Origin of the sequence: Bradyrhizobium sp. SZCCHNRI3052 (genome assembly GCF_032484895.1) — a bacterium.
Taxonomy (GTDB): Bacteria; Pseudomonadota; Alphaproteobacteria; order Rhizobiales; family Xanthobacteraceae; genus Bradyrhizobium.
In genome coordinates this window covers 299544-317115 of sequence record NZ_JAUETW010000001.1, presented here as the reverse complement: position 1 = coordinate 317115, position 17572 = coordinate 299544, and the positions used below count along the sequence as shown (strand labels likewise).

Below are 17572 nucleotides of genomic sequence, written 5' to 3'. Positions count from 1 at the left end.
TCAGATGCGCCGCTGCACCGACGCGGGCTGGAGATCCTGCTCGCAGTGGCAGGTCCTCTGCGCCCTCTCCCGCAGGATCTGCGAGACCATCCGCTCCGTCCCGGTCAGGCCGGTCAGGATCGTCGCGCCGACAGCCATGCCCGATCGCAATCCGGCGGGCATGGCCGCCTTCAGCAGGCTGATCTTCAGCGCGATCCGCGCTTCGCCGGTTGGCGAGCCGGACGCCGCGCCGATCCACTCAGCATCCGCGACATGTCCATAGAGCCGGACGGGCAGGCCCGGCACGTCGATCGTGACCGCCTGTCCGATCGCGACATAGGTGATCTCGGAAACCGCGAGAGCTGCGATGACGTGGGGCTCGCCTGGCGTGACCACCGCCATCAACGACCGATCTGTCGTCACGGCGTCGCCGACATGGAGACCGCTTGCAGCCACGACGCCGGCGACGGGAGCGATGACGTCGTTCAGCGCGACCGTCGAAGCGCGCTCGTCCCGGTGCTCGATCCGCGCGAGAACCTGTCCCGCAGCGATCTCCTGATTGTCGGTCACGAGCAGGTCCCTGACCAGGCCGGACACCGCCGACCTGACCGGGATCTCGTTCATACTGACATAGGCGTCATCGGTGTGAACCAGATATTGGCCCACGGTCACATACTCGACCATCCACGGCACCGCGACCAGCATTCCGAACATCAGGCTGAGCGCGGCGAGCAACCACAGCGCACGTCCTGCGGACGCCCCGGCGCGCGGCTCCGCTGGGGGACGCTCCTGATGCAGAATGACCGGCCGGGATCCACCCGGCGCTTGCTGTCCGTCCACCACTCGCTCCTCACGACCACGGCATGGGGCGCGTTGCCGCCTCGGCGGCATCCTGTTGACGTCAGGGTCGCACCCATCGAATGCCCGTGACGCGAGATGTGGCGGCTCGCGGGCCGGTTGATAATGGCGCCTGGACCGAATTGGGTCTTCAATTTCTCGAAATAATGCCCGTGTCGACGACACCGCGACACCGCCGCAGCCTCGACACGAGACGGGGGTAACGCCGTTGACCGTCGCGCAAGCTTTGCCAGCGCTTCAAACAACGGCCCCAAACAGCCTTCCGATGCCTGCGGTGAGACCCAGGGCGAAGGCCCCCCAGAACGTCACGCGAAAGGTGGCGCGCGGAATGTTGGCCCCGCCTGCCTTTGCGCCGATCGCTCCCAGCACCGCGAGAAAGGCGAGAGAAGCCGCGGAGACGATCGGGACCAGCAAATTGGCGGGCGACACGACGACCATCAGCAAGGGCATGGCGCCCCCCACCGAAAACATCATGGCCGAGGTCAGGGCAGCCTGGATCGGCCGCGCTGCGGTGATCTCCGAGATTCCCAATTCGTCGCGGGCATGAGCCGTCAGTGCGTCTTTCGCCATCAACTGCTCGGCCACCTGCCGCGCAAGGGATTGATCCAGACCTCGCTTGACGTAGATTTCGGCAAGCTCGTCGCGTTCGAATGCGGGGTTGTCGCTCAGCTCCTTGCGTTCCCGGGCCAGGTCGGCCTGCTCCGTATCCGACTGCGAGCTGACGGAGACATATTCACCGGCGGCCATCGACATCGCTCCGGCGACCAATCCCGCCACGCCTGCGATCAGGACGTCGTTTCGTGTCGCTGCTGCCGCAGCAACACCGACGATCAGGCTCGCAGTCGAAATGATGCCGTCATTGGCTCCCAGAACGGCCGCTCTGAGCCATCCGATCCGCGCCACCAGATGGCTTTCGGGGTGGACGTGAAGGCGGCTCATGTCTTTCTCCTGATCACGCCTTGCAACTTCGTGGCGGCCGCCACGGTGTTGGAAATCGTTCCATACTTCCTGACATTCTGATGAAGCAGCTCGAGCCGGCGGTCGTCTTCGTCGGTGTCGACGATCAGCTCGTAATCGATCGACGCCATCATCGGCGGGCTGTCCTGACGGAAGCCGATCAGTCGCACCTCGACGCCACGAATATGGAACTTGAGCATCGGCGTCACGCGTTCGATTCCCTTGATCATGCAGGCGGCAACCGCGGCGAGAAGAAGCTCGGCCGGGTTGAACGCATCCCGCCGTCCCTGGACATCGGTGTCGAGCACCACGGTCGCATCCTTGCAGTCAGCCACGCTTTCATGCGCATCGATCCGTCGGGCGTTGACGCGATACTCTAGCATTGGGGGAGTCTCCGGGCCGCGTGTCCTTGGGGTTGGCAATCCGAACCATGAGCGGAGTGATCGATCGGATCGCGACCGTTCGGTTACGGCGGCGGAAGCGACCGGCGCAATCCATGGTTTCCGACAGGCGTGTCGCTTCCCTAGTCGTCCGAGTGAGGCAGCATGCGAAGCAGCGTCCGGTCCCGGAAGATCCAGTGATGGATCAGCGCGGCGGCCGCATGCATTGCAGCCACGATGACGAGGGCGTGGGCGAGAATTTCATGCACTTCCTTGACGTTGTGAGCAAACGCGCGGTCCTTGGGCCAGGGCGACGCGATCTCGGCAATGCCAAACAGCGGCAAGGAATCACCGCGCGCAAACTGCAACACGATGCCAACGACGGGCACGGCAAAGAGCAGCGCATAGAGAACGTAGTGCGCGAAACGCGCGGCCGGATACTGCCACTTTCCCATCCATGTGGCGAATTCGGTCGCTTCGGGCGGCGGAGAAGGATCGGCCAGCCGCCAAGCCAGGCGCACCGCCAGAAGCATGAGGATCGCGATCCCAGCCGTGACATGGACGAGCAGGCCGGACTCGCGCGGCGCGCCCTTGGGCAGCACGTCACCGAAGACCCCAAGCGCCCAGGCGACGGCCACGAGAACGACCGTCAGCCAATGCAGCGTCTGCGGAATCGCCCCGTAGTCCCTCGTCGAGTTGAAGAGCTGCATCTCAGACCTCTTTGGTCAAAAGATGCTCCTGGCGCGACCGTCCCTCGTTGATGTGGATCAAGCCCTTGCCGGTCCGGGTGCTCAGGACGGCGGGGCGAGTGCCAGCTCTGCATCGGCGATGACATAGCGGACGTAGCGGTAGTCGCGGATGAAGCTGATCTTGCCGTCGCGCCAGCTCAGCCACATGACGTAGCTGGGCCGCGGATCGCCCTGGCGTTCGAACACGGCGATCACTTCCCGGCCCTCGAGCCAGGCCGGCGCCAGCCAGACGCCGTCCATCCCGGCGTAAATGCTGAAGAACATCCCGACATCGGCCGGGCCGACACGGACGGGATGAGTGGACTGGTGCAGTTTGACGTCGTGTGCCAGCAGCGCGCGCAGGCCGTCCCAATCACGCCGGTTGAACAGGCTCACATAGCGTGTCGCCGCATCGGAGGCGGGTCTCGCCGCCGGCCGCGCCTCGGCCACAGCGTTGATCTCGGAGAGCCGCGCCCGGGCGCGGGCGAGATGCGCCTTCACCGAGTCCACCGTCAGGTCGAGCAGCGCCGCGATGTCGGCGAGCGACTCATCGAGCACATCCTTCAGAACGAGGACACTCCGCTGAGGGATCGGAAGCTCCGTGAAGCGCGACACCGCGGTCCGGATCGCCTCGTCGCGCATCATCGCCTCCACGGCATCCGGCACGGTGTCGTCGGCGACACCGTCAGCCGCCTCCATCGGTTCGGCGGCCCGGATCGCACGGCTGCGCAGCAGGTCCAGCGCCCGGTTATGCGCGACCCGGAACAGCCAGGCGCGCAGCATCGCGACGTCGCGCATCTCGTCCACCGCGACGAGCGCTTTTGTCAGGGTGTCCTGCACGACGTCCTCGCCGTCGATCACAGAGCCCATCAGGCGCGCGCAATAACGATGCAGCTCGGGCCGCAGCTGCTCTGCGAGGGCCACGAGCTCGGCGCTGCGCGCGCCGCGCGAAGCATGTCCGCCGTCGCTCAAGCTGCCGCTCCTTCCATCACCGTCACGCCGGAATCTCCGTTGAGACCGAACACGACGCCGTCGACGAACCGCGGGTCCTCCAGCACTGCGACCACACGATCGCCGAACGCCCGTGGCGGCATCGGCGCGCCGAAGCGGGCAACGAACGCTTCCGGCGCAATGCCCATGGACCCGGCATAAGCACCCGCGGCCGTATCCCCCACTCCCGTGCCGAGGATCATCATACGCGGCACGATCGCCTGGAAGCGGATGCCGAGCCTGTCGTCCTGCGACACGCCGTTGGCGTATTTCGCCATGAACCAGAGCATGCGCTTGGCGCCGCCGTAGCCGCCTGACATCTGCGAACCGCCCACCGCCGCGCCGCTCGATCCGACCAGGACGCGGCTTCCTGGTTTCAGGGGGAGCTTGAGCGCCGCCTGGATCCAGTACAAGCCCGCCTTGACGTCCGTTTCCCAGGCAACCGAGAAATCCCTCCAGGTCAGCCGATCCAGCCGGTCCATGTGCGGCGTTGTGCCGGCGTTCAAGATCAGGATGTCGGGGCTGATATCGCCGACGATGCGATGCGCAGCGGCCTCGTCGGTGACGTCGGCCGCGATCGTGGCCACACCCAGGCGCGCAGCAATCGCGTTCAGCGCCTCGGTTCCGCGCGCGACGACGGTCACCTTGGCGCCGCGATCGACGAGGGCCTCCACGACTCCCAGGCCAAGGCCGCGGCTTCCGCCGGTCACGACGATCGTCTTGTCTTTCAGGCTCATGATGATGCTCCAATGTCCAGATGACATGAAAACGATCGAGGCATCGGAAAAGAGTCAGGCGGCGAAACCAATGCGAGCCCCCTTGCGCAACCGGCCGCCCGGCTGGATGCTCCGGGCACATCGTTCATCACGGGAATCGCTTCATGTCCGTCGACACCACCGCCGCCACCGATCGTCTGATGCGTTTTCTCGCCGTCCAGGGCGTGACCGGACAGGAAAAGGCGATCGGGCGCGAGATCATGGCCGCGCTGAAGCAGGCCGGCGTGCCGGCCAAGGCGATGCGGCTCGACGATGCCAATACGCGCATTCCGCTGCCGACCGAGACCGGCAACCTGATCGTCGAGCTGCCCGGCCGCGGCAGCCAGCACAATCAGCCGCGGATCATGTTCATGACCCACATGGACACGGTGCCGCTGTGCGCCGGCGCGCAGCCGAAGATCTCCGGTCGCAAGATCGTCAACCAGGCCAAGACCGCGCTCGGCGGCGACAATCGCTGCGGCTGCGGCATTCTCGTCACGCTCGCGGCCGAGCTGATCCGGCAGAAGCTCGATCATCCGCCGATCACGCTGCTGTTCTGCGTGCGCGAGGAGAGCGGGCTCTATGGCGCGCGGCACGTCAACACCGACGACCTCGGCGCGCCCGAGATGGCGTTCAACTTCGACGGCAGCTCGGCCTCCGCCGTCACGATCGGCGCTGTCGGCGCCGACCGCTGGGAGGTCGAGATCTTCGGCCGCGCCTCGCATGCCGGCGTCGCGCCTGAGCGCGGCATCAGCGCCACCATGATCCTGGCCCTCGCGCTCGCCGAGGTGAAAGCCGGCGGCTGGTTCGGCAAGGTGGTGAAGGGCAAGGGCAAGGACGCGAGGCTTGGCACCAGCAATGTCGGTCCGGTCACCGGCGGCGAAGGCCGCCCCGCGGGCGACGCCACCAACGTCGTCACCGACTACGTCCACGTCCGCGGCGAATGCCGCAGCCACGATGCCAAATTCATCCGCGAGATCACCAAGGCCTACAAGGCGGCCTTCGAGAAGGCGGCCAAGCAGGTCACCAACAGCGAAGGCAAGTCCGGCCGCGTCAAGTTCAAGGCCGAGACCGACTATCATCCGTTCCGGATGAAGGAGACCCTTCCCGTCGTCAAGCGCGCCATGGCTGCCGTTTCCGACATCGGCGCAGCGCCGACCCTGCGCGCCGGCAATGGCGGCCTCGACGCCAACTGGATGGTCCGCCACGGCATCCCCACCGTGACCTTCGGCACCGGCCAGAACGAGCCGCACACGATCGACGAATGGATCAACCTGGACGAATACGATCGGGCGTGTGCGCTGGCGGTCAGGCTGGCGACGATGGGGTGAGACGACGCCATCCGGACACGCACTTGGATGGCTGCAACCTCCTTGCTCCCGCGCAACGTCGTGATGACGGGCTTGCCAGCAAACGCGCATGTTCCGAACAGGTCGAACAGCGAGGCCACGACGTCGCGCTCCCGCGGCGGATTGCACCCAGGCAGAGATTGCCCGTCGTGCAGCTCGGGACGGCGCGAGCTCGTCGGGTCACAGCGGCCAGTCTCATCGACGCCCGTCAAACGTCTTCAGTGATTGGAATGCACCGTCACAGTGATGAGTTGGCTCGGGCACCGGGCTGCCAGGTCGGCAAAGCACGAGCCAATCCTCCTCCGTGTGCCCAGCGGCACTGGTCCGATCGCATGGAAGTTCGGGCGGGGCCGGAACTCCAAAGCCGGACGGCGGTTCTAGTGCGATGGACCTGCCATTTGCGTTGGACCGTCGCCAGCTCCTCGGCGAGGTCAGGTCCAGAACCGCAATTGATCATCCGTTTGCCGGCATTGTTCGGCTCTGACGTTCGTCACAGTTCTCGGCAGAGCCGGACACCGGAGACATCAGCCAATCACGGCGCACTTCACTGGAGGCCTGACATGTCGACCAAACCAGCTCTGCTCGGCCGCACGGCCGCAATTGCTTCATTGACTGCACTCGCGATCGGCGCCCTGGCCCCGACCAGTGCCGACGCGCGAAATGGGCGCTGGCACGGCGGCGGCGGCGGCGCTGCGATCGGCGCGGCGCTCGCGGCGGGTGCCATCGGCACCGGTCTTGCGATCGCCGCAAGCCGCGACGCCTACGATTATTACGATGGCCCGGTCTATGACGGCCCGGCCTATTACGCGGCTCCGTCCTACTACGGCGTGAACCCCCACGCCTATGGCTATTACCGCAAGGGCGAATACCCCTATCAGGTCTATGGCGGCGACAGCCCGAACGCGGTCTGCGCGCAGGGCACGACCTGGAATTGCCGCTGAGACCGCTTCTGATTGAAACCTCGGCGCGGCACCGGGCGAGGTCTCGCGGCGCTCGCCCGGCGCTGGACTCGATTCTCTGCCGTCGGGATCAGTCCCGTAACATGCCATGAGCGCAGCGACATGCGGGACCGATCTCTCGCCGGGTCGCTTCCCCGAAGCCCATTTGAGCCGCGGCGGGCGCTACGCGTCGAACGCGAGGCGGATGACCGATCGCGATACCCTTGCCGGCATGCGCACCGCTGCCCAAATGCGGCGCGCCAGCCGGCATCATGATCCCGATGCGCCATCCGGCGGGATGACGCCCTTGCTGAAGATGAAGCAGCCGTAGAACCGGCGCTCGCCGGTGGCGATCACGCAATAGGCTGATCTGGCCATCTCATAGAATGCGAAGCGCTCGACGCCGACCAGCGGCCACGACCTGCCCTCGGCGCGGTCGATCACCGCCTGCACCTCCTGCTGCACCGGCGTCACCTCCGCAGGACTGCCCACGACCTCCATCCGCACGGCGGCATCGTCGATGAAGCTGTCGAGCGGCAGCACCGACAGCACGGCCTGGACCGCGCGCGCCGCGCTGACATTATCGATGCGCAGCAGCCCGCCGAACACTGTCTGCCGCGCGATCGCATCCGCCGGAAAATTGGTGTCGCAGATCACGAGACGGTCGCCATGCCCCATCGCGCGGAGCGCATGGAGCACGTCGGCATTGAGCAGTGGATCGATCCCCTTGAGCATGTGGTCTCCCTGTCATTTTCATCGAACGGACCAGGTCGCCGGGCCATCGGCCAAGGGCAACTGCTGCCAAACACCTGGAGCGCGTCACGCCATCATCCCATCGCGAACTACACGCTCCCTCGCCTCTCGCCGACCAGGCGAAGATCGATGCTGCCGATCAGGTCCGAGCGCAGCCTTTCAGCGGCGGCCATCGCCGCCATTGTCTGTCGCAACGTGCTGACATTCGATCCGAGCGACACGATGCCGCCGAGCAGCGCCGCAATGGCGCCGAGGAGCGCGACCGCATCGGATCCGAGCAGGCCCAGCACCGCGCCGAGCAGCAATGCGGCGCCGCCCGCTATCGCGATTTTCGAGGCCAGGATGATCTTTCGGCACCGCTCCGCCATCTCGGCAAGCTCGTCGATCCGCGCCTCGATCCGGGAGATCTCTCCGCTCGGGTCGTCCTCATCCATCACGCGAGCTGCCCTCCGCCATCAGCGCCTCATCCTGAAACGACCCGGTCCCCGATCATGCCACCTGTCACGTGGCGCGCGAGCGTACGACGCCGCCATCCCACCGGCAACCATCCACGGCCTGACTTCACCGCGCACAACAGGTCCCGATGCATGCGGACGCTCCTCCAGGGCCGAAGGCCCGGAACAAGGCCGGCAACTCCGGATTGTCGTAACCGGAATTTCCACACGGCAGATGGGCGGCTCATGCCGAGCGCCCGTTCGGCAACCATCGGCTGCTATTGCCTACACGGCAATGAGCAACTTCTGACCTTGGTGCCAGCAGCTCATCAATAAGAGCTGAGCGGAAACGACAATTCGACTACGAAAGCAGCGCGTCGGCCAGGCGATATCAGGAAAAGGCCGCAGAGGCGCGTGATGCTCAAGGCGCCTCGTTACGGGGCCGCGCAACCATATCATCTCGAGTTGCCCAAACACGAGCACCGTCCGCTACTCGTGGCGGCCCGAGCCGTTCGTCAATTGCAAACTTTCCAAGTTGATCCCGTGTTGCACGCGATATCGTAGCGAGCCGGCGGGGATCCGAAGCGGCGCGACTCCACTAGCGAGCCATTTGCGTGCGTTGGCCGGGCGGCGGGTGGGGAAGGCCACCCCACCCTGGACAACGACAACAGTTCTCCTAACCACTGCCGCGTCCCCACTTCAGGCAACGACCTGGGGCCGACTTTCACAAGCCGCGAAGTGTGACCAAGTCGTTCTCATGCCTCCAGGCTCCGAGAGGTCACATCGAGCCATGCCTGCGAGCTCACGAGCATGAGAGTCCTCAAACGTTCGCGCCGGCGACGTTCCTGCCCGCGAGCCAGCCGAAGACCAGCGCCGGACCCAACGTGATGCCGGGCCCGGGATAGGCCCCTTCCATGATCGAGGCCATGTCGTTGCCGCAGGCGAACAGGCCAGGAATGGGTGAGCCATCCGCGCGCAACACCCGCCCGCGCGCATCGGTGACGAGGCCCGCGGACATGCCGAGATCGGCCGGATAGACCGCGACGGCATGGAAAGGCGGCTCCAGGATCGGCGCGACGCAGGGATTGGGATGCCGATCGGCGTCGCCGAGCGCACGCTGATAGATGTCGCCGCCGCGGCCGAAGGCGGGATCTTCGCCGCGCACCGCACCGGCGTTGAACTGGTTGACGGTCGCAGTCAGCGCCTGCGCGGGGACGCAGATCGTCTCCGCGAGCGCGTCCAGGCTGTCGGCACGCTTGAGATAGCCCGCGGCGACGTCGTCAGCGACACTGCGCGTGAACGGCTTGATCTTGCCGAGGCCGTATCTCCACAGGAAGCGGCGATCGCAGATCAGCCAGGCGGGAATGGCCGCAGCGTGATCGAGCTGCGCGCGCACGAACTCGTGGTAGGACACCGCCTCGTTGACGAAGCGGCGGCCGGTGCCATCGACCGCGATCAGGCCGGGTTTGGCGCGGTCGGTGACCGTGTGCGGGAAGACGCCGCTTCTGCCGTCGGCCCGTGTGAAGGTCGAAGCCGGCACCCAGAACGCGCCCGCTTTCGTCGGTGCCGACAGGCACGCGCCCAGGGCCATGGCCAGCCGCGCACCGCGTGGTGCAGCGCCGGGGTCAACGGTGACCGACAGCAGGCCGGCGCCCTGCGGCACATAGCAGCGGCGCAGCTCGGCATCATGCGACAGCCCGCCGGTCGCGAGCACCACGCCGCGCCTTGCGGTGATCCAGGAGCGGCCGGAGCGATCGACAATTTCGAGCCTCGAGACCCTGCCCTGCGCGTCGGCCTCAAGCTGCTGGGCGGAGGTGCCGGTCCGTATCACGACGCCACGATCGAGTGCCGAGCGCAGCAGCCGCGCCGCCAGCGCGTTGCCGAGATAAAGCGTCGTGCCGCGCCGCGCCGTGAGCCGTTGCAGGCCATAGCGCGCGATCAACCTGGCCGCATGCAGAGCCGAGCGCAACGATCGGCCGGCACGGCGCAGATGCGGGATATCCTGGCGGCTGATCATCATGCCGCCGAACAGCATGAACTCCGGCAGCGGATCGCGCAGCAGCGCAAAGGCGTCGCCGAGGCCGCGCGCATCGAATGGCAGCGGCTCCAGCACCCTGCCTCCCGCGGTGGCACCGGGCAGGTCGGGATAATAATCCGGATAGGTCGGCACCGGCTGCAGCCGCAGCGCAGTGCGGGCCTCGAGATCGCGCAAGGCTTCGTCGCCGAATGCAAGGAACGTCTCGAGCCGCGTGCGGTCCTGCCCCGGCACGGTCCGGGCCAAATACGTGCGCGCCGCCTCCAGCGTATCCGCCCGCCCCTCCGCGGCCGCCTTGTGATTGGCAGGAATCCAGACCATGCCGCCGGAGATGGCGGTGGTGCCGCCGATAAATTCGGCCTGCTCCAGCAGCAGCACCGAGCAGCCGTCAGCAGCCGCGATCGTCGCCGCCGTCATGCCGCCCGCGCCGGCTCCGACGACCACGACATCGAACGTCTCGCCGGCGTGCGCCGCCGCCGTCATGCTCACACCATGCCGCCATTGGGCTGCACGATCTGTCCCTGGATCCAGGAGGCCTCGCCGGAGGCCAGGAAGCGCACCACCTCCGCAATCTCGCCCGGCTTGCCGATGCGATTGAACGGGCTCAACGCCGCCATGCGCTGCTTGGCCTCCTCGGTCTTGCCGGCATTGAAAAGTTCGGTGTCGACGGGACCGGGCGCTACCGCATTGACGCGAACACCGCGCGCCGAGAGCTCCTTCGCCATCGACCGCACCAGGCTTTCGACCGCTGCCTTGGTCGCCGCATAGGGCCCGGTGCCCGGCACCGCGTGACGGACCAGCGACGTCGTGATGGCGACGATGGCGCCGGCGTCGCGCACGCGCCGCGCTGCCTCCGCCAGCACGTTGAAGGCGCCTACGACGTTGACCTCCATCAGCAGCCGGAAGTCCTCCGGCTTGAAGCTCGCCAGCGGACCTGCCGGCACGTTGATGCCGGCGTTGGCAATGACGGCCTGCGGCGCACCACCGAAATCGGCGGCCACTTGCGCGAAGACCTGCGCGACCAACGCGGCATCGCGAATGTCGACCTTGTATTGCCGGCCGGGCCCTCCGTCCGACGGGCTGGCGGCGTAGGTCGAGGCCACCTGCCAGCCGGCGACGGCAAACGCCTGGGCGCAGGCGGCGCCGATGCCGCGGGAGCCGCCGAAGATGAGAACGATCGGAGAAGAGGTGGTCATTTTCGATTCCCTGATGCAGATGGTGTCTTCGCCATCGCGGCCCGCGTCGCTTCGATCGTCGCCTCGATGCCTTTTTGCAGATCGTAGCGCGGCTGGTAGCCGAGCTCCGCCTTGGCGCGGCCGATGTCGAGCGCGCCCTTGACGGCGCTCAGCACGCGGCCGCCATGATGATAGGGACCGGTGTCGCCGACCGTGATCCTCGCACCGGGAATGGCGCGATTGACGGCGTCGGCCGTGTCGCGCAGCGTCGGAGCCACTCCGGTCGCGACGTTGTAGGCGTCGAAGCTGTGATGCGGCTTGTCGAGCGCGAGCAGCACGCCGGCCACGGTATCGTCGATATAGACCTGATCGACCGCGAGATTGCCGCCGTCCTCTTGATGAAATGGCTCGCCGCGCAACGCGGCCTCGATGAAGGTGCGGGGCATGCGCAGGCGCGGCAGATGCGGTCCGTACACCCAGCAGGTCCGCACATTGATGCATTCGAGCCCGTGATCGCGCGAATAGACGCGACCATAGTGCTCGGCTGCGAGCTTGGTCACACCGTAGACGCTGGCCGGCTTCTGCGGGTGATCCTCGTCGATCACGGCGGATTGGAAGTCGCCATAGGTCTCCTCGGTTGAGATCTGCACGACGCGCCGGACGCCGGAGAGCCGCATCGCCTCGAACAGGTTGATCGCGCCCTCGACATTGACCCGCAGCGCCTTCAGCGGGATATCCGCGGCCTGAACCACGCCGACCACCGCGGCGGCGTGGATGACGGCGTCGGGACGAAATGTCTGGAACGCCCGCAACACCTCATGCCATTCGCCGAGATCGATCGCCGCGGTGACGAGCAGCTGTTGTTGCGAGGCGAGTGCAGCCATGGCCGGCGAGACCATCAGGTCGACCGCCACGACGCGGTCGCCGCGCGCGAGCAGCGCATGCACGATCGCCGAGCCGAGCCAGCCACAGGCGCCGGTGACCAGAATGGTCTTGCTCGTGGTCATGCCCGGCCCCTCACCGCGGCGCCGGCTCCTCGTCGGTCGGCGGGCTGGTGATCACGAGGAACAGCAGCGGGTCGTTGCCGGTGCAGTGGAATTCGTGCACCACGCCCGGCGGAATGTAGGTGACGTCGTTGGCACGGACCAGCCGGCGCTCGCCATCGAGGATCAGGATGCCCTCGCCCGACAGCACGTGATAGATCTGCTCCTGCACCTTGTGGGAATGGCTCTCGACATGCGCACCGGGCTCGTAGGACGAGATGCGATGGTCGAAGAAGCGGCAGCCGGTGGTGTCCGGCGTCACGATCGCCTTGGACAGCGCCTGATTGTAGTGGCCCGGATACTGGGTCCAGAAGATCTCGGCGAGATTGCGCGTCACCGCCTTCTTCTCTGTCGCCGCATTCGCGTAAGCGTTCGGTCCGGGAACGACGATGGTCATGTCTCATCTCCTCAGGAAGGTTCAGATCGGGCCGGCCAGCCGATGCCGATGGTCACGAACTCGCAGCTACTCATGAGCCGTTGGCCGCGCGTGGCACTGCCTCAGCGGTCTGAGTGATGCCAAGCAAACGCCCTTGCAGCTCGTGATCGGCCGCGAGCGCGGCAGCATCGCCGACATGGGCCACGCGCCCATTCACCAGCACATAGGCGCGGTCCGCCATCGCCAGCACGCTCTCGGCATGATGCTCCACGATGACGAGGCTCGCGCGCGACCTCAGTTTGGACACCGCGTCGCGGACCTCCTGCACCACGGCGGGCGCCAGGCCCTCGAACGGCTCGTCGAGCAGAATCAGCCGGCTCGGCACCATCAACGCGCGCGCGATCGCCACCATCTGCCGCTCGCCGCCGGAGAGATTTTCGGCACGCGCCTTGTGCAGGATGCGCAGCTTCGGGAACAGATCGAACACGTCGTCGAGCGACGCGCCGCCGGCGCGGGTCGCGAGCTTGAGATTCTCCTGCACGGTCAAGTTCGGAAACAGCCGCCGTCCTTCCGGCACCAGCGAGATGCCGAGCCGGTTGATCTCGTCCGGCCGCAGCCGGTTGAGCTCCCTGCCGTCGAACGTGATGCGGCCGCCGCTCGCCGGCACCGTGCCGGTGATGGCCCGCAGCGCGGTGGTCTTGCCGACGCCGTTGCGCCCCAGCAGCGCCACCACTTCGCCCGGCCGCACGGCCAGGTCGAGCCCGTCGAGAACGGTGCCACCGCCGTAGCCGGCGCGCACGCCTTCCAACCTGAGCAGCGGCTCGGCGGCGGCGCTGCCGGGAAGCGGCGTCACATTGGTCGCCCGCGACGGAGCCGCCGCGATCTGGCCATGGGCGGTGCCGAGATAGGCCGTAACGACTTCGGGATGGGCAGCCACTTCCACCGGCTTGCCGTCGGCGATCAGCCGGCCCTGATGCAACACCGTGATGCGGTCGGACATGGCCAGCACACGGTCGATGTCATGCTCGATCAACAGCACGGCGTGGGACTTCGCCAGCCGCATGATCAGCTCGCCTACGATCTTGCGGTCCGACTCCGCCAGACCAGCCAGCGGCTCGTCGAGCAGCAGGAGCTTGGCATCGATCGCGAGCGACACCGCGATCTCGAGCAGCCGCTTCTCACCATGCGCCAGCGCGGAGCAAAGCTCGGCGGCGCGATCGGCGAGGCCTACGGCATCGAGCAGCGACCACACCTTCGCGTTTGCAGCCGCATCGTCATAGGCATCGCGCCAAAGACCTGTCCATTGCCGGTTGGCAGCTTGGACCGCGATACGCACGTTCTCGAATGCGGTGAGGCTGGGAAACACGCTCAGGATCTGGAACGAGCGGGCGATGCCGAGCCGCGCGCGCTTGTACGGTGACAGCTGATCGATCGGCATGCCCTCGAACAGGATGGTGCCGGCGTTGGCCCGCAACACACCGGTCAGCAGATTGAACAACGTGGTCTTGCCGGCGCCGTTGGGACCGATCAGGCTGTGCAGTCCGGTCCGGCTCATCTCGAACGACACGTCGTTCTGGGTCACGATCGAGCCGAAATGCTTGGAGAGGTTGCGGATTGCGAGAATCGGCACCTGTGAGGCCGTCGCCGCAGCCTGACGTGCACGATCCGGCGCATAGGGAATGATGTCGCGCGGCCGCGGTGGAATGACATTGCGCGTCAGGGTCCAGCGGCTGCGGCCGGCGATACGCTGGAAGATGCCGTGAATGCCCTCATCTGACAGCAGCGCGAAGGCGATGATGATGGGGGCGAAGACCAGCCACCAATTCTCCGTGATGGCGCTGAGCCGGTCCTCCAAGACGATGAAGACGATGGCGCCCCACAACGGCCCCAGGAAATGATGCACGCCGCCCAGCGCCGCCATCAGCACCGGATCACCGGCATGCTCCCAGTTCAGATTGTTGGCGTAGACGCCCTGCAGCAGCAGCGCCATCAATCCGCCCGCGGCGCCGATGCCGCCGCCGGCAATGACGAGCGCAATCAGCTTGGTGCGGTAGGTGTCGAAACCCAGGCTTGCGACCCGCTGCTCATTGTCGCGCAACGCCTGCATCAGTCGGCCGAACGGCGCATGCGCCAGCCGCCACAGCATCCACAATGATCCGATCACCACGACGAGCGTGAAGCCGTGGAAGGCAAGCGCGGAGCGAAACAGCGGACGCGCGACGTTCTGCAGGCCGTTCTCGCCTCCGGTCACCGAGGTCCATTTGAACGCAATCTCGAACGCGATCTGGGAGCACGCCAGCGTCAGCAGCGAGAAGTAGAGTCCGCGCCGGCGAAGGATGATGGCGCCGACGATCAGCGCCAGCAGCAGCGAAAATGCCACCGCGATCGCCAGACCGGTGATTTCATTGGCGGCCGGCATGAAGCCCAGGCCGATTGCCAGCGCATAGCTCGCGCAGCCGAAGAAGAAGGACGCGCCGAACGGCACCAGGCCGAGATAGCCGATCAGGAAGTTCACCTCCGCGCCGTAGAGCGTGTAGATCGCGATCTGGGTCACGCGATGGATCGGCATGCCCACAGCGAGCGCGATGCCGGAGGCGAGCGCCAGTATCGCGGCCGCCACCAGCACCGGGTGACTTGCGAGCCGCTGCAGCACGGACTTGGCCGTCGTCATTCGAAACGCTCCCAGCGCTCGCCGAATAGCCCGCGCGGCCGTAGCAGCATGATCGCGAACATCAAGGCATACATCGATGCGGCAGCCGCCTCTGGCCAGAACTGAATGGTCAGCGAGGTGACGATTCCAACCGCGAGTCCGGCGACCACTGCGCCCCGAAAGGAGCCGAGGCCGCCGATGGCCACGATCACGAACGCTGGCATCACCGCATTGGCAGCCATTGACGGCGACACCGTCCACAGCGGCGCGGCCAGCACGCCGGCGATCGCCGCCAGCATGCAGCCGAGCCCGAACACCGCAGTGAGCACCCGCGGCAGATTGATGCCGAGCAATTCCACCATCTCCGGGTCCCGGCTGCCGGCACGCAGGATCCGGCCATAGGGTGTGAACGCCAGGAAGCCCCATAGGCCGAGCAAGGTCGCCGTGGTCGCGCCCAGCACGGCCACGCGATATTTGGTGATCAGGAGAGGACCAACTTCAACGATCCCTGCAAAGGCCGGCGGCGGATTGAACGGCTTGCCGTCGGCGCCCCAGGCGTAGCGGATCACCGCTTCGATCAGGAGCGCCAGAGCAAAGGTCACGATCAGGCTGAGCAACGGCTCCTTGCCGTAGAGGCGGCGGATGATCGTCACCTCCACAGCCATGCCGATCAGCCCGACCACCGGCGGCGCCAGGATCACGGCGCTCCATCCGAACAGCTGGAACAGCTGCCAGGCCACGTAGGCCCCCAGCGCGAAGAAGGCGCCATGCGCGAAGTTGATGACGCCGAGCAGGCCGAAGGTGATCGACAGACCTACGGCGATCAGCACGTAGATGAAGCCGAGCACGAGTCCATTGGCCGCCTGGGAGACGAGAGTGTCGAGCATCGTTCGAGCCTGTCAGTACGCTGCAGGAACAAGGGTCGCCGCCGCCTCAGAGCGAGGGCATGCTGCAGCCGATATCCTCCTTGGTACCGAACGCCTTCGCCGTCTCCTCGGCGGTCGCCGAGGTGTTCTTCAGCACGTCGAAATAGTCGAACTTGTCGGTGATCTGCTTCTTGATCTGGACGATGACGGCCGGGCGCACCAGCTGGTGATCCCAGTCGCGGAAGAAGAACGGAAACTCGCCTTCGGTGTTCTTCCACTGCTCGAGATGCGCCACGAGCTGAGCGGCCTCGGTCGACTTCGCCGCCTCGATCGATTCCAACAGCGCCCGCATGCCGATCCAGCCCGACCACGTCTTGTCCGATGGCGGCTGATTGTACTTCTTCTTGAAATCCTCGATCAGCTTCTGCTCGGCGGCGGTATTCTTCGGATTGTTGTAGTACCACGGCTTGATGTAGATGCCGGTCGAGGCCTGCGGCCCGACGTCCCAGAAGTCGGTGTCCGTGACGGCGACCGCCGCATAGGGGATCTTGTCCTTCATCCCCATCTCGTTCCACTGCTTCAGGAAGTTGGAGAAGTCGCCGCCCACCAGGCCGCCGACGATCACGTCCGGCTTGGCCTGGCGGATCTTGAGGATGTAGGAGCTGTAGTCCGCGGTGTTGATCGGCACCTCGTCGACCCCGACCTCGGTGGCGCCGACCTGCTTCAGCATCGCGCGCGAGGCGCGCAGGATGTCCTGGCCGAAGGCATATGACGCCGTGATGAAATAGACCTTCTTGCCGATGCTGGAGACGTAGGGCATCAGGCCGGCCATCTGAACCGGCACGGTCGCCTGGGTGCGGAACGTGTACTTGCTGCAGCTCTTGCCGGTGATCTCGCTGGCCGCGGCGCCGGTCAGGATCAGCGGCACCTTCTCGCGATTGGCAACGCTCATCATGGCGAGCGCCGAGGACGAGTAGTTGCCGCCGACCACGGCGACCACCTTGCTCTCGTCGACAAGCCGCTGCATGTTCTGCTGCGACACCTGGGGATTGGGCTCGTCGAGCCAGACCAGCTCGATCGGGCGGCCCAGCACCTTGCCGCCGGCCTGCTCGACCGCAAGCGCGCTGCCGCGTTGCAGGTACTCACCGATCGAGGCGCCCGGCCCCTGCTTGGCATAGATCATGCCGATGCGGACGGGCCCGTCGGACTGGGCCCTCGCGGGACCGCCGGCGCCGAGCATGGATGCGGCGGCCACGCCGGCCGATGCGCGCATGAAGGATCGCCGGTTCAGATCACGCTTCAACAT

Annotated in this window: 17 protein-coding genes; 2 read left to right on the top strand and 15 right to left on the bottom strand. The window is 66.3% G+C overall.

Features of this window, described 5'->3' with window-relative positions:
• The 6 genes from QW887_RS01445 to QW887_RS01420 all read right to left on the bottom strand — a co-directional run bounded on the left by QW887_RS01445 (position 1) and on the right by QW887_RS01420 (position 4629).
• On the bottom strand, positions 1-819 hold the full coding sequence (locus QW887_RS01445; RefSeq protein WP_315749838.1) for an HlyD family efflux transporter periplasmic adaptor subunit: 819 nt from the start codon (positions 817-819) through the stop codon (positions 1-3).
• 255 nt (positions 820-1074) lie between these two features.
• The gene (locus QW887_RS01440) at positions 1075-1776 is read right to left on the bottom strand and encodes a VIT family protein (protein WP_315749836.1); all 702 of its coding nucleotides are present in this window, start codon (positions 1774-1776) and stop codon (positions 1075-1077) included.
• Positions 1773-2177: an OsmC family protein gene (locus tag QW887_RS01435; protein ID WP_315750037.1), complete on the bottom strand. Its 405-nt coding sequence runs from the start codon at positions 2175-2177 to the stop codon at positions 1773-1775. The genes QW887_RS01440 and QW887_RS01435 overlap by 4 nt, the downstream gene beginning before the upstream one ends.
• 140 nt (positions 2178-2317) lie before the next feature.
• The gene (locus tag QW887_RS01430; RefSeq protein WP_316164641.1) at positions 2318-2884 is read right to left on the bottom strand and encodes a cytochrome b; all 567 of its coding nucleotides are present in this window, start codon (positions 2882-2884) and stop codon (positions 2318-2320) included.
• Positions 2885-2965: 81 nt separating this feature from the next.
• A complete protein-coding gene (locus QW887_RS01425) occupies positions 2966-3874 on the bottom strand; it encodes a sigma-70 family RNA polymerase sigma factor (protein ID WP_315827436.1) in 909 nt (302 codons plus the stop codon).
• Positions 3871-4629 carry an SDR family oxidoreductase gene (locus tag QW887_RS01420; RefSeq protein ID WP_315749833.1) on the bottom strand — a complete coding sequence of 253 codons (759 nt, stop codon included), beginning with the start codon at positions 4627-4629 and terminating at the stop codon, positions 3871-3873. Before QW887_RS01420 ends, QW887_RS01425 begins: the two co-directional genes overlap by 4 nt.
• Positions 4630-4772: 143 nt before the next feature.
• Here QW887_RS01420 and QW887_RS01415 point away from each other — a divergent pair, with 143 nt between their 5' ends.
• On the top strand, positions 4773-5978 hold the full coding sequence (locus QW887_RS01415; protein WP_316194086.1) for a M20/M25/M40 family metallo-hydrolase: 1206 nt from the start codon (positions 4773-4775) through the stop codon (positions 5976-5978).
• A gap of 578 nt (positions 5979-6556) precedes the next feature.
• Positions 6557-6937 (top strand): hypothetical protein, encoded by a 381-nt coding sequence (locus QW887_RS01410; protein WP_316194085.1) that lies wholly within the window; start codon positions 6557-6559, stop codon positions 6935-6937.
• Between the two features lie 267 nt (positions 6938-7204).
• Here the strand turns inward: QW887_RS01410 and QW887_RS01405 are convergent, their stop codons facing one another.
• From QW887_RS01405 to QW887_RS01365, 9 genes are all read right to left on the bottom strand, one after another.
• The gene (locus QW887_RS01405; RefSeq protein ID WP_315718506.1) at positions 7205-7669 is read right to left on the bottom strand and encodes an RbsD/FucU family protein; all 465 of its coding nucleotides are present in this window, start codon (positions 7667-7669) and stop codon (positions 7205-7207) included.
• 107 nt (positions 7670-7776) lie between these two features.
• Entirely contained in the window at positions 7777-8121 is a 345-nt protein-coding gene (locus QW887_RS01400; RefSeq protein WP_315718526.1) for a hypothetical protein, read from the bottom strand.
• Positions 8122-8941: 820 nt separating this feature from the next.
• On the bottom strand, positions 8942-10639 hold the full coding sequence (locus tag QW887_RS01395) for an FAD-dependent oxidoreductase (RefSeq protein ID WP_316194226.1): 1698 nt from the start codon (positions 10637-10639) through the stop codon (positions 8942-8944).
• Between the two features lie 2 nt (positions 10640-10641).
• The gene (locus tag QW887_RS01390; RefSeq protein WP_316194084.1) at positions 10642-11352 is read right to left on the bottom strand and encodes an SDR family oxidoreductase; all 711 of its coding nucleotides are present in this window, start codon (positions 11350-11352) and stop codon (positions 10642-10644) included.
• Positions 11349-12338: an NAD(P)-dependent oxidoreductase gene (locus QW887_RS01385; RefSeq protein ID WP_316184781.1), complete on the bottom strand. Its 990-nt coding sequence runs from the start codon at positions 12336-12338 to the stop codon at positions 11349-11351. Before QW887_RS01385 ends, QW887_RS01390 begins: the two co-directional genes overlap by 4 nt.
• 10 nt (positions 12339-12348) lie before the next feature.
• Positions 12349-12771, bottom strand: a complete 423-nt coding sequence (locus QW887_RS01380) for a cupin domain-containing protein (protein ID WP_316194083.1) — start codon at positions 12769-12771, stop codon at positions 12349-12351.
• A 70-nt stretch (positions 12772-12841) separates the two neighbouring features.
• On the bottom strand, positions 12842-15421 hold the full coding sequence (locus QW887_RS01375; RefSeq protein ID WP_316194082.1) for a branched-chain amino acid ABC transporter ATP-binding protein/permease: 2580 nt from the start codon (positions 15419-15421) through the stop codon (positions 12842-12844).
• Positions 15418-16287, bottom strand: a complete 870-nt coding sequence (locus QW887_RS01370; RefSeq protein WP_315739227.1) for a branched-chain amino acid ABC transporter permease — start codon at positions 16285-16287, stop codon at positions 15418-15420. The genes QW887_RS01375 and QW887_RS01370 overlap by 4 nt, the downstream gene beginning before the upstream one ends.
• A 46-nt stretch (positions 16288-16333) precedes the next feature.
• Positions 16334-17572 carry an ABC transporter substrate-binding protein gene (locus QW887_RS01365; protein WP_315827428.1) on the bottom strand — a complete coding sequence of 413 codons (1239 nt, stop codon included), beginning with the start codon at positions 17570-17572 and terminating at the stop codon, positions 16334-16336.